This window comes from Wolbachia endosymbiont of Drosophila tristis, from assembly GCF_028981745.1.
Lineage (GTDB): Bacteria > Pseudomonadota > Alphaproteobacteria > Rickettsiales > Anaplasmataceae > Wolbachia > Wolbachia pipientis.
In genome coordinates this window covers 1-13,136 of record NZ_JAPQLN010000111.1, presented here as the reverse complement: position 1 = coordinate 13,136, position 13,136 = coordinate 1, and the positions used below count along the sequence as shown (strand labels likewise).

9 protein-coding genes, 1 tRNA gene and 1 pseudogene are annotated in these 13,136 nt (G+C 34.5%); 8 read left to right on the top strand and 3 right to left on the bottom strand.

Annotated elements, in window-relative coordinates; all coding sequences use genetic code 11:
- Positions 1-46 precede the first annotated feature (46 nt).
- The 6 genes from recA to plsY all read left to right on the top strand — a co-directional run bounded on the left by recA (position 47) and on the right by plsY (position 6,186).
- A complete protein-coding gene (gene recA / locus OZD64_RS05410) occupies positions 47-1,114 on the top strand; it encodes a recombinase RecA (RefSeq protein WP_010963008.1) in 1,068 nt (355 codons plus the stop codon).
- 187 nt (positions 1,115-1,301) lie between these two features.
- On the top strand, positions 1,302-1,994 hold the full coding sequence (locus OZD64_RS05405; protein ID WP_007548750.1) for a phosphatidylserine decarboxylase: 693 nt from the start codon (positions 1,302-1,304) through the stop codon (positions 1,992-1,994).
- Positions 1,991-2,761: a CDP-alcohol phosphatidyltransferase family protein gene (locus OZD64_RS05400; RefSeq protein WP_010963007.1), complete on the top strand. Its 771-nt coding sequence runs from the start codon at positions 1,991-1,993 to the stop codon at positions 2,759-2,761. The genes OZD64_RS05405 and OZD64_RS05400 overlap by 4 nt, the downstream gene beginning before the upstream one ends.
- A gap of 22 nt (positions 2,762-2,783) precedes the next feature.
- Positions 2,784-4,127, top strand: a complete 1,344-nt coding sequence (locus tag OZD64_RS05395; protein ID WP_038199325.1) for an alanine/glycine:cation symporter family protein — start codon at positions 2,784-2,786, stop codon at positions 4,125-4,127.
- A 1-nt stretch (position 4,128) separates the two neighbouring features.
- Positions 4,129-5,595, top strand: a complete 1,467-nt coding sequence (locus tag OZD64_RS05390) for an alanine/glycine:cation symporter family protein (protein ID WP_038199322.1) — start codon at positions 4,129-4,131, stop codon at positions 5,593-5,595.
- Between the two features lie 12 nt (positions 5,596-5,607).
- Positions 5,608-6,186 (top strand): glycerol-3-phosphate 1-O-acyltransferase PlsY, encoded by a 579-nt coding sequence (gene plsY, locus OZD64_RS05385; RefSeq protein ID WP_010963004.1) that lies wholly within the window; start codon positions 5,608-5,610, stop codon positions 6,184-6,186.
- On the opposite strand, the pseudogene OZD64_RS05375 reads toward plsY, so the two are convergent.
- The 3 genes and pseudogenes from OZD64_RS05375 to OZD64_RS05365 form a co-directional block, all read right to left on the bottom strand.
- Positions 6,177-8,031 (bottom strand): annotated as a pseudogene (locus OZD64_RS05375) (hypothetical protein). The gene plsY and the pseudogene OZD64_RS05375 sit on opposite strands and share 10 nt — an antisense overlap.
- A gap of 52 nt (positions 8,032-8,083) precedes the next feature.
- Positions 8,084-8,980, bottom strand: coding sequence for a cation diffusion facilitator family transporter (locus OZD64_RS05370; protein ID WP_038199318.1), 897 nt, complete (start codon positions 8,978-8,980; stop codon positions 8,084-8,086).
- Positions 8,981-9,006: 26 nt separating this feature from the next.
- Positions 9,007-9,079, bottom strand: a tRNA-Val gene (locus tag OZD64_RS05365).
- A 250-nt stretch (positions 9,080-9,329) separates the two neighbouring features.
- Here OZD64_RS05365 and OZD64_RS05360 point away from each other — a divergent pair.
- Entirely contained in the window at positions 9,330-12,716 is a 3,387-nt protein-coding gene (locus OZD64_RS05360) for a peptidase M2 (RefSeq protein ID WP_274999463.1), read from the top strand.
- 17 nt (positions 12,717-12,733) lie between these two features.
- Complete coding sequence (locus OZD64_RS05355; RefSeq protein WP_155975178.1) at positions 12,734-12,889, top strand: hypothetical protein; 156 nt, start codon at positions 12,734-12,736, stop codon at positions 12,887-12,889.
- Positions 12,890-13,136: the final 247 nt, after the last annotated feature.

Genomic DNA, 13,136 nt, shown 5'->3' with positions numbered 1-13,136 from the left:
TCGCGTTTGATTATCATAGAGAATTATATAAATTAATAAATGATCTATGGCAAGTAACCCAGAAGAAAGAAATAGTGATAAACAAAAAGCGCTAGATAACGCAATAAGCCAGATTGAAAAAGCATTCGGTAAAGGTGCAATAATGAAGTTGAAGCAAAACCCTGTAGAAAAAATAGACACAATATCCACAGGATCAATTGCGCTTGATTCGGCTCTAGGTGTTGGAGGTCTGCCAAAAGGGCGTATAATTGAAATATTTGGCCCCGAGAGTTCTGGTAAAACCACTCTTGCCTTGCACGTGATTGCTGAAGCACAAAAAAAAGGAGGATCATGCGCATTTATCGATGCAGAACATGCATTGGATGTCTTATATGCTCGTAAACTTGGGGTAAGCACTGATGATTTAGTGATTTCACAACCAGACACTGGAGAGCAGGCGTTGCATATTGTTGAGTATTTAGTGTGTTCTGGTGCGGTTGATGTGATAGTTATTGACTCTGTCGCAGCATTAACTCCAAGAGCTGAAATTGAAGGTGATATGGGTGATCAACATATGGGGCTGCAAGCAAGGCTTCTAAGTCATGGGCTACGGAAACTAACCTCTGCCGTTTCAAAAGCGAACTGTATATTGATATTTATTAATCAAATTCGTATGAAAATAGGAGTAGTGTATGGAAATCCTGAAACTACCACGGGTGGAAATGCATTAAAATTCTATACTTCTGTAAGGCTTGATATAAGAAAAGTTGGTGTAATAAAAGACAAAGAAAATATTACAGGTAATGAAACAAGAGTTAAAGTTGTAAAAAATAAAGTTGCTCCTCCATTTAGAGAAGCGAAATTTGATATAATGTACAATGAAGGTATATCAAAACTCGGAGAAATAATAGATATGGGAGCAAAGCTTGGTGTGCTTGAAAAAGCAGGCGCTTACTATTCATATAACAACACACGTCTTGGGCAAGGAAGAGAGAATGTAAAAACTTACCTAAAAACAAACAAAGAAGTCGCAAATGAAATAGAAACGAAAATCAGAGATTTACTCAGAAATCATGATAATTCTATCATAATAGACGAGGATAGTGAGCAACTTTTAGAAGAATCAGTTTTCTGATCTAAACTTAGGCATTAGATTTTGTGTTGGACGGGTTGTTACAGTATGACGGTAATTCTATGTGCTAATATAACAATCTGTAATGTTACCTTGTATCAAAAAGACTTTGCTGAAGCAGTTAAAAAAAGCTTTTCATGAGAAATTATAAATGATAAATTGTTAACAATAGGTTATTGTTAATAAGATTATGTGTTTTGGTTTACCTAATATAAACAGGGAAGGTTATTCATTTATAGTAGTTTCCTTTATAGTAACGTGTATAGCATTCTCTATATCTTGGGGGTTTGGCGTTACGTGCTTGTTTCCGACATTATTGTGTACTTATTTCTTTCGTGATCCAGCAAGAGCTGTGCCAAACAATAAGAATCTTATATTAAGTCCTGCTGATGGTGTGATTTCAAAAATTGAAGAAGTTAATTATCCTTTATCAGCAGAAAACGGAGAGGAGAAGAAGTTTACGCTTGTTAGCATATTTTTAAGTGTTTTGAACGTCCATGTGAACCGTATACCAATATCTGGTACGATAAAGGAAATGAGTTATAAAAAAGGCAAGTTTGTATCCGCAATGAGCAATAGGTCTAGTAATGAAAATGAAAAGCAGGTTATTGTAATTGAATACGAAAAGGGGAAAGAAATTATTGTGGAGCAAATAGCTGGATTAATTGCACGTCGTATCGTTTGTAATTTAGGAATATCCCAGAACGTAAAAGCAGGTGAAAGGTTTGGAATTATAAGGTTTGGCAGTAGAGTGAATATCTATGTTCCTGCTGATACAGAAGTCAGAGTTTCAGAAGGGCAAACTGTTATTGGTGGTGAAACAATTATAGCAAACTTAAATAAGGAAAACGTTCAAGAGAAGCTTACTTTTGACGTTATATGAATAACGAGGGAAGTAACAGTAGATTCTTACCTATTACTAAATTATTCCCAAACTTTATAACTTTATTGGGTTTATGTTCTGGTCTCACTTCACTTAAATTTACATTTAATGAACAATGGGAATTCTCAGTAATTTTTATCATCATTGCAGCAATAATAGATGGAATGGATGGCAGAATAGCTAGAATTCTAAAATCAACTAGCGATTTTGGAGCCCAGCTTGATTCTTTTGCAGATTTTCTAAATTTTGGTGCAGCGCCTGCATTTCTTTTGTATTTTTGGAAGCTAAACGAAATCAAAGTCATAGGTTGGATTTTAGTAATGATATACGTAATCTGCATATCAATAAGACTTGCAAGATTTAATGTTTCGCTACACTCAGAACAACCATACTGGGAAAAATTTTTCTTTTCTGGTGTTCCAGCTCCAGTGTGTGCTTTACTTTCTTTGTTACCAATAATTATTACCTTTCAATCTCATGAGAGTGAATACTTACTTCTCATAGAGCGATTTTTTAACACAAGAAACGTAGCTTGTTACTTTCTGGCCATTTCATTTTTTTCGATAAGTCACATTCCAACTTTCTCTGCAAAATATATTTATATTCCCAAAAGCCTATCCTATATATTTGTGTCATTTTTTGGAGTACTTATTGTATTTTTCATCAGTAAGCCCTGGATGACTCTACCAATTTTAGGTATAGTGTATACACTTACTATTCCAATAAGCATCGGGTTTTACATATATTTTACATATAAAACTCGTTAGCTAACAAAAAATAGAAAACTGCATGATTTTGAAGATAAGTGAACTATTAAATTCATTTCTGTATATAAAGATATTCAACATTCCATTTATAATTATTTGGGTAATTGCAACTGGAATCTTTTGTACTGCCCAGTTCAAATTCATTAACTTTAGGTTACTTAAATATGGAATACAGACGCTATTCAATCTAAAGTGTAATAACAGCAACAATGGCATAATCACTCATATTCAAGCGTTTGCAACAGTAATTTCAGGAACAGTTGGTCTTGGAACAATATCAGGAGTTGCAATAGCTATCACAATAGGGGGGCCAAGTGCAGTTTTTTGGATGGTAATTACCGGAATACTTGGTATGTCGATAAAGTTTGCCGAGGTGGTGCTTGCATTTACTTATCGCTCTGAAAATACAACTGGCGGGGCTTTTTATTACATGAAGTACGGGCTTGCAAAAATTGGATTTGCAAAAACTGGTAGATTTCTTGCCTTCACTTATGCGATTATGCTACTTATTGCAATGATTTTGGGCGGTATACCATTTCAAGCAAATCAAATAGCAGCACTATCAAATAACCTCCTAGAATACAACGCATCCATTATTATATCCCTGCTTGTCTTTATTGTAATATTGGGAGGAATAAAGCGCATTGCTTTCGTTTCAACGAGCTTAGCACCAATTATGATAGTGCTATATGTGGGTATGTGTATATATTTAATTTATGTAAACGGAAGTAATTTGCTGAATGCTCTATCCATAATATTCCAAGATATCTTCAATAAATCAGCTATAGGAAGCGGAGTATTGAGCGGATTAATAGCCGGAGTGAGAAGATCAGTGTTTGCTAACGAAGCAGGTACCGGAACAGCAGCTATAGCACATTCAGCTGTAAAAGAAGAAGATCCAATTAAAGTTGGGTGCGTTGCAATGATTGCACCACTTATAGACACAATATTAATCTCATTTTTGACTGGTATTGTGATAATTATCACTGGTATGCATAGCACTGATAACGTGGGTGATATTACACTAATTAGTTCGATATTTTCAACAGCTTTGCCCTTGTTCAGCAAGTTAGTTTTTCCGCTAATGATGTTTTCCTTTGCATTTTCCACAATAATAGCTTATTGTTACTACTGTGAAGTTGCTTTGCTGTATTTATTTGGTAGTAAAAAAATACTGATACCGTTCCAAATTCTTATAGTGGTTTCAGTGTATATCAGCTGTATGTCAAAGAATATAGAATTTATATCTTATCTAGGTGACAGTTTGTTTATGTGCCTTATGATTCCAAATGCTGTTGCAATATATCTACTAAGAAGGGAAGTTTTGAATACAATAGATTCTTATTACAATTCTAAAGGGTATTAACATGATTTATAGATTGCTTTGTATGGTGTTATTTTGCCTATTGTTTAATGATGTGTACGCTGCTTCAGGTTTTTACGAAAGTTATGACGCTGTGTTGAATGGAATAAATAACTTCATGAATGAAGTACTGTTTTTCAAGATCCTTTACGTGCCATTTATAATCCTTCTACTAGTTTTTGGTTATGTGTTTCTAACATTACGTTTTGGATTTCTCAACATAAGAATGTTTAAGCATGCGTTTGCTATTTTATGTGGAAAATATGACACGAATCACCATGATGGTCATATTACGCATTTTCAGGCATTTATGACTGCACTTTCAAGCACAGTAGGCCTTGGAACTGTTGCTGGAGTCGCAATTGCAGTTTCAATGGGTGGACCAGGAGCGGTGCCTTGGATGATGATTACAGGTTTTTTTGGTATGTCAGCAAAATTTGCTGAGGTAACGTTGGCGTTTAGACATAGAACAGAAGATCAGGACCAATTGTTTAGTGGTCCCTTTCAGTATATAAGGAATGGTCTGGAGGAATTTGGATTTAAAAAACTTGGTATTGTGCTGGCTGCCATGTATGCAGTATTCTTTGTATTATCAGGTCTTGGTGGAAGTGTAGCGTTTCAAACCAACCAAATGGTTTCAATATTATCTGGCTATTCAAGTTGGGTAGATGGTCACTCTTGGTTTCTTTCTTCCATAATTTCTGCGCTGCTTGCTCTAGTGATTATTGGCGGAATTAAAAGGATAGCTAGAGTATCTTCTGCACTAGTGCCTATTATGTCACTTATATATATCTTGAGTTGTATTATTATTATTGCATTTAATATTCATAACCTTGGTTATACGTTGAAAATATTATTTTCCACTATGATAGATTTCAATGCTGTTGGCGGAGGGATGGTAGGAGCATTTGTTGCTGGAATTCAAAGGGCAATCTTTGCCAGCGAAGCAGGTGTTGGTTCTGCTTCAATTACTCATGCAACAACTAAAGATGAAGAACCAGTAAGAACTGGACTAGTCGCTATGATAGAACCATGCTTTGACACAATGTTAATTTGCTGTTTAACAGGAATAACAATAGTAATAACAGGTGCATACCAAACAGGTGTTAGTGAGGGAATATTAATTACTCACAAAGCATTTGAGACAGTTTCTCCATGGTTTCCTATCCTTCTAACAGTAGCTGCTCCTTTGTTTGCATTTTCTTCAGTAATTTCGTTTGTATATTGTTGTGAAATGGGGTGGCTATATTTATTCGGTGCAAAAAGTATAGTGATATACCGCATAGCGGTAATAATTGTGGCGTTTTTCTCTGGTCTTTCTAAAGATATAATGGCTATTGCCAATATCGGTGGAACTTTATTCTCTTGTTTAGCTCTCATCAACATGACAGCGCTTATACTGTTTAGTAATCAGATTAACGATGAAGTTCAGTGCTACCTAAAAAGGCTGAGGAATAATAAAATTAATTAGGTTCTTGGTATAATGGAAAAGTATGTAGTCCTTATACTGTCCTACATACTCGGTTCAATACCGTTTAGCTTAATCATTACAAGAATAAAAGGGATAAACTTAAGAGAAGTAGGTTCAGGAAACATTGGTGCTACAAACGTTGCAAGGACGGGAAATAAATTTCTTGCTGCTTTGGCATTATTTCTGGATTCCTTTAAGGGATTTATTGCCGTTTATATAGCACAACAATTTTGTGATAATAACGATTTTTATATATATGTATCTGCAATTTTAGCAGTTTTAGGACACATGTTTCCTATTTGGCTAAAATTCAGTGGAGGAAAGGGCGTTGCAACCACTCTAGGGATACTGATAGCATTTAACATCGATATTACTTTAGTATTCGTAATAATTTGGATAATAGTCTTTCTTGCCTTTAGATACTCTTCCCTTGCTTCACTCAGTGCTACTTCAACGGCTGTAGCATGGTCCTTTTTTTTTCAGAGGAATTTGTTCTTAACATTACTAATTATAGGAGCACTGGTCTTCCTAAAACACCACAGAAATATTGTGAATCTTCTGCAAGGTAAAGAGTATAAATTTTATAGATAATGTACTGCCAAATTATTGACACTTAAACTACGAGACAAATTGCTTGACGGTATGATTTTGTCCTCTTTGTTTAAGTCTATGATTTTTGCTTTTGTTATATTCTCTACTTCTTGAGGTGTTAAAAGACCATCTTCAATGAATTCCTTTTTTGTTTCTCTTATTTTTTCATAAAGTTGAGTAACGTGATCTTTATTTCCTTCATATACACTTTCAATTTCTAACTCTAGCTTATGTGAAGCTCCTTTTTTTAACATTTCATCCATTGCTGCTTTTGTTACTTTTAACCTTTCTTGCAAAATTTTCGTTATTTTTACTGAGTTCTACATATACCCTATAACATCTTTTTTCTCTTGGGAGCATTCTTAACCCATCTAACATGCTAATTATCTGACCTTCAATAGTCTTCTCAGCCTTTAATTTAAATTCTGCTACTTCTTCTTCTATTATCTTATTAGCTATTCTCTTAGCTCCATCCAAAGATGAATCCTTGAGAGAAAAATCTGTCTCGAGTAGATCTCGATTTAATAGCTCTAAGAATACTTTTTTTCCGATGTTTTCGAGTAAACTTTCTTGGTCATCTAAATCATGCTCCTGCAGTTTATTTCTCATGTGCTGAACCAGCTCACAACATTGTAATTTATTTAACTTTATAGAGCTAATATTTTTCATTAACGTCAGCACAATTTGTTCACTATATTGAGAAGTAATACTCAATAATTTTCTCATTAAAGGAATACTTACTTCTGAAATAAAATCATCAACTATTTTTTGACTTTCATCGTCTTCATAACCATTTTGAACGTCATACCAAGCCTTAAGAATTTCTTTATTGTTTTTCTTGTTTTTTAACCTGTCTAACATAAACTCACGTGCTTTATTTTGTGCTTCTGAGAGCAACATTTCCCTTGGGGGAGTAAATCTAATTTCTGGATCAGGATGAATACCCTCTAGCGTGCTTAACATTCTATAGATAATACCGGTGAAGCAAGTGTTAGGAATTCGCTCTTTTCTAGAGAAAGTTTGGCTATCAATTAAATTAGAAATCAATGCATCCTTTTTACTCTTAACGGCTTCTCCGTCTCCATCATTGCAAGCCCTTAAAACTAAAAGCAGAACCTGCCCACCTGTAAAGCCGGAGCTATGCTTTTGATCATCTTTGCAAAAGTCATCTAAAAATGCAATTACTCTTCCTTTATCCTCATCACTAAACTCATATGAATTGTTTATATATCCAATGAATTGAATATATTCATCATTTTTGATTACGTCTTCAGGTACTTGTTCACTATACTTACCTTTTAATTTATCAATATTTTTAATGATATCATCATTTAATTGATGGGGCAGTAAATGTTCAAGCTTAACATCAAAACTATTAACCATACCACGTAAATTCTCTTTTATACCTTCCAAAAAGAAATTTATAGAAGCTTTAAGCAGCGTAAATGGGTTAAAATCTTTTGGCCTTAGTTCACTCTGCAATAAAATTAATAGCATTGTAAGTAGTATAGTTCCCAGTAACGAAATAAGCAAGAAAGTGGTAGTGAAAGTTAGATATGTTATGAAAGCAGAAAACAAGAGGAAGGCTGCTACCTTGATTGTATTGTTTTTAAAAAATATTTCCCAATATTCCCTTTTGCTCATTTTTTGCTGTTTTGCCGTTTTTATTTCTTTGTAGATATAAAGAGTTTTAATTTCAGACCTGAAGAACATAGTACCAAGAGAAAAAAGAACATTAACAGGATTAGTGATAATGCTTAACGAGACAAAAGCTCCAAAGTAGCTAACAAATTTTAGCTTACTAGAATCCTTTGAAGGAAATTGTATTTGAGAAATACCTATCATAGCTTACCTTCAACATCATTACACTCTAGTAATAGCATAATAATTTAAAACGTCAATGTTTAAGTATCTTATTATCCGCACACTCATCGTATTCGATCTCGACTGTAGAGTGTGCTATCTCGAACTTATCTAGCAATATTTTTTTTATTTCATATAAAACATTGGTGTGGTGCACATTTTGCTTTATTTTAGCATGCATGGTAATTATAAAATAATTATCAGACAGCGACCATGTATGTATGTGGTGCACATCTATCACTTCAGGTAATTCTGATGTGATCTTACTTTTTATCTCTTCAGCAGATATACCCTCAGGCGTACCTTCAAGGAGTATATGGCAAGAATTTTTGAGAATTTTATAGCCGCTATTTAGAATTATCACACTAACAAATACTGATAAGATTGGATCTACTATTTGCCATCCAGTAAGCATGATAATTATAGATGCAAGTATAGCAGCTACAGAACCTAAAATATCTCCTATAACGTGTAGTACAGCACTTTTTATGTTTATATTGCTCTCGCATTTACTATGTAATATAAAAAAGACTATTATGTTAGAGACAAGACCGAGTGTAGCAATTATTAACATTACTTTCCACTCAACATTGACTGGAAAAATAAACCTCTTTATTGACTCAATTATAATGATTACTGCAATGAGGAATAGAGTTAAACCATTAACAAATGCTGCAATTATCTGCAACCGATGATATCCGTATGATCTCTGCAAATCGGATTTCTTAGCTGAAAACCTATGTGCTAACCAGCTTAAAACCAAGGCAAAGAGGTCAGTGAGCATATGCCCTGCATCTGATAATAGAGCAAGCGAATGTGAAATTATTCCACCTACTATTTCCATAAACATTGTTATCGCAACTATTATTATGGAATAGATTAAGCGCTTGGACTGCGCTGCTGAGTGTTTACCGTTATGCACTGCTGTCATATAAAATCTTTTCATAAACAAAAACGTGGGTAACACTGGGTTCGAACCAGCGACCGCTTGCACGTCAAGCAAGTGCTCTACCAACTGAGCTAATTACCCATCGTGGTTTTAGTATAGTGCTTTGGTGGAATGAAAGTCAATAAACCACTTTGCTTTTGTCCTTGTCCAATGTGATTCCGGAATATAGCTGTATAGAATTTCAGCCATATTCTAAATTTTACATATTAAGTTAACTATCTATACTTTATTTATTAAGATATAAATCATATTAATACAGGGATTTACGTTTTTTTTAGGGAAATTACTTTATGCTTGATATTGAAAGATCAGCAAATTAGAGGTTAAAATTATGACAATTAGTCAACAAGTAAATAAAAATATAACTAAAGCAGAATATTTCAACAATAACGGCAAAGGGTTTAATTCGCCACATGTTATAGAAGTTGAAGATTTAAATATTAAAGTAGAGGTTTATTCTCACAATTTAAGAGCAAGTAAAGTTGCTAACATTGAAAGTGAGATAAGAGAAACAGCTACTAATTTTAAAAACGCATTCGAGTTAGAACGCGGCAGTTCAGAACAAACATTTAAAATTTACATGTTTGATGACAAGGATGATTACACTCACCTTGGCGGAAGCGAGCGTTTCGGTTCTTACCTTGGAGACGAAGGTGGTAAATGTTACTACAAAGGGAAAGCTGACGTTTTTGCTGAAATGTACGTCTACCAGCAAGGTGGCATTCATAACCTTCAGCATGAATTTGCACATGGTTTAACTTACTTGGCTACAGGAGGCAAATCTTTACCTACAGTATTAATGGAAGGAATTGCAGACTACTTTGAGCATCATTCAGATCATAAATTCAATTCTCAAGGATCAAGTATCGACAAAACTGAAGCTGCAAATTTGGATTTAGATAAAATTTTAAGTTTAGAATACTCAAAGGACAGCGAAGCAAATAGCTTGGTTTATAAAACAGGTCATGCGTTGATAATGTACTTACAGGAAAAAGATCCTAGTTTATTAAGAGACTACCTAGATGCTTTACGTCAAGGTAACTCAGATGAGTCAAAAAGTTTCTTGAAAGACATAAAAGGACACGATACTGACTTCAAAAGTTGGCTTGCTGAGAATGATACAGAAACTGCAATGGAACATCTCAACGCTTTGCAAGTTACAAAAGGAGATTTCATAGCAATTGGTCAAGAAATAGTGGGTGGAGAAATTAAAAACGTATCCTACTATAAAGCAAATATAGAAAAAATGGATGGAGAAAACGTTGGAAGTTTTTCTCCTGTAGAACACGTTGCATTTTATGATGTTGCTCGTGCTATAAATAGGGCAACAAATGATACACTTGATATATCAAAGGAATATCATTTCCTCAAGGTAGTAAAAACTTCCGATGGACAGGATAAACTAACTTACTCTGACCAACAAGGTAATGAGTACCGAAACAGTCTAGAGTATAAAAATCAGGCTTTTAGAATGCTATCAAAGTATGATGAAAATTTAAAGAAAGCTTATGATGATGCATTAAAAAATCTGGATGAGCAGAGGCAAATGGAATATCCCAAGATAAATAAAGAATATAGCGAAGGGAAGATTTCTTACGAAGAGTATTCAGACAAATATTATTCAATTCCCTCCAAATATGAGGAATTAAAAAGTACCTTACTTGATAAAACCATAAACACTGGCTTAGAACAAGTAAAAGCGACTAAGAACATCGACGTAGAAAAGATGTTAGGAGAGATGATCAACATCGATTCAAACTTGATAAGAGGTACAAATCATATTGATCTACAAGAAGGTAAGATTTTTTCTATGCAAGCTCATGGTCAAGGAGATATGGGTGCACTGTCTATATATGACGGAAATACAAAGCTTGGAGAATTATTGAGCGAATCAGGATTTTTTAAGCAAGTTGAAGGCCAAACTAAAGAAACTTTCGTTTTTGAGGATATATTGCACAACTTAAATGTTTCATACGAAGGCGGTGCTTACATGGCAGTTACAAAAGAAAATGGTCATTATAAAGCTTCCCTAATAGATGGCAGAACAGTTGAACGCGATGAATACTTTGATGAAGCGCATTTACATGAAAATGAATTGTTGCATCCTAGCACTGGACACATCCAAAAAGATTTAGATTCTCTGCTTCTTAGAGGTACCAAAATTTTGAATCATCAGGATTCAGAACATGCACAATATTCTGATGAGCAAAAGGCAAATGGAGTAATCGTGGAAAAAGGGAAATTACTGGATAATAAGGGAACAGATAGGACAGACGATGATGTATATGAAGCTGTCGTAAAGCAAGGAGACGAGCGCTTACATGAATTTAAAAATATGGGCTTTTATATTACCGAGAAAGGTGATCTATTTATTCATGACCATGGAGCAAACGTAAGGTTTCAACTACCACAAAGTATTACTCACCTAAAATTAGTGGAAAAAGATGGAGCATATAAGCTTGTTCCGGTGACGAAAGATGGGAATGAACATCCAGTAGGTATGCCAAATATATCAGACGAATATAGATATATAGATCCAATATTTGCACATGAATATGAAAAGAGAGATTATTCCCATAAACATGTAAATGTGGGCCTTATAAACTTAGAGAAATATGGCTCTGGCAAACTTTTTGCTATAAAGTACGACCCAAATGATTATCACATACAAAGAAACTCCAGCGGTGAAATAGTTAGAATAAAAGATCAAACATATTTCACTAAAGTAAAATTGTTTGATGGTGATGAAGAAATTGGAATGTTGTCTAATAACTTTCACAATTTCAAAGGGAAAATATTCTTTTCTGCTGACTACAACTACAGTTATAACGATTTCCTAGCATCTGTTTCTCCTCAAGTTGAAATTGAAGATATGGGAAATGGAAGTAAAAAAATAACTTTTGATCAAGGCAGTAGCGATATCGGTGATACTAATAGAGGCTACACGGACTATCAGAGAATATTTACAAAAGAGAAACAAACCGAAAGTCCAAAAGGGCAAGTAAGTGAAACTAAGACAGAAGTTCATAGTACTACTAATGTTGTTGCACAAGCTGCTGAAGAGAAAACTGCATCAAACGACAATAGTGAAATGCAGTCTGATCAGCCACAAATTCCAACAAGGGCAAAAAGGTCAGCTTCAGTGGAGGAGAAAGAGCAAGAACAGGTAGTATTAAAAGACACAATTCTCAAAATAGAAAAGAGCTACGAGCAGGACTCAGAAGGGAAGCATAAGGCAAATGTAACGATAAATTATAATGATGTGAAAGCCTTGTATGATAGAGCGGAAGGAGCAGAAAAGCAATCTGTGTTAGATTTTTGGAACAAACTGCACACATCAGATTATAAGGTTGGTGCTTTGCCGGAAGACAAATACTATTTTGAAAAAGGCAAATTCGTAATCCACGATAGTGGCACAAAGAAGCTTATAGTGTTACCTGAAGATAAGGTGTCCATCAAGATAATGAAGGATGGTGATAGTTATAGTTTAGCTATATCAAGTGGTAATGGCAAAGTAATAAACAGCATTAGTAAAATAGATAATCCAAATTACGAATTGCTGTCAGATTCAAGTCATTTCAATTCAGGGGAGCAAGATAATATTGTATTATCAGATCAACATCACGAATATAATCTTTATCTAGAGAATGGTTTTGTGAAAATGTTCGATTGCGCAAGCGATCACATTTATCACGACCACAACTCGGCCTATATCTAATACATACAAGGAGGGCAGTGCCCTCTTCTTGTCATTCCAGTGTCAAGCACTGCCGTCTTGGATGGAAACCAGCGTCACGCCATGGAATGACAGGGTTTGTCATCCGAGTAGCCCCTTCGGTGTCATCCCAGTGCCCAGACACTGGGATGGCTTTGTTGCATCGCTACTTATGAAAGGCTAACTATAATTAGGATTATAAGCAACCTATTGAAAATCTTGTTTTTTTGCAATCAATCTGATCAAATTTAAGAATAGTAATTTATTATTTATATTAATAAATTTAATTCTATTGAAAATAGCTAAAGCATTGAAATTCTTGAATTTTAGCCGGATTAGTGAGTGGTAGTGAAATTTCTTTTACTCAAATTTAGGTATTCACTGACCGTTCTTGTTATAAATACCAGAATAATAAGCTACTGA

Coding starts and splice junctions, on each gene's coding strand:
- plsY (WP_010963004.1), top strand. CDS start 5,608: ATGGAAAAGTATGTAGTCCTTATACTGTCCTACATACTCGGTTCAATA.
- OZD64_RS05400 (WP_010963007.1), top strand. CDS start 1,991: ATGAATAACGAGGGAAGTAACAGTAGATTCTTACCTATTACTAAATTA.
- recA (WP_010963008.1), top strand. CDS start 47: ATGGCAAGTAACCCAGAAGAAAGAAATAGTGATAAACAAAAAGCGCTA.
- OZD64_RS05370 (WP_038199318.1), bottom strand. CDS start 8,980: ATGACAGCAGTGCATAACGGTAAACACTCAGCAGCGCAGTCCAAGCGC.
- OZD64_RS05390 (WP_038199322.1), top strand. CDS start 4,129: ATGATTTATAGATTGCTTTGTATGGTGTTATTTTGCCTATTGTTTAAT.
- OZD64_RS05395 (WP_038199325.1), top strand. CDS start 2,784: ATGATTTTGAAGATAAGTGAACTATTAAATTCATTTCTGTATATAAAG.
- OZD64_RS05405 (WP_007548750.1), top strand. CDS start 1,302: ATGTGTTTTGGTTTACCTAATATAAACAGGGAAGGTTATTCATTTATA.
- OZD64_RS05360 (WP_274999463.1), top strand. CDS start 9,330: ATGACAATTAGTCAACAAGTAAATAAAAATATAACTAAAGCAGAATAT.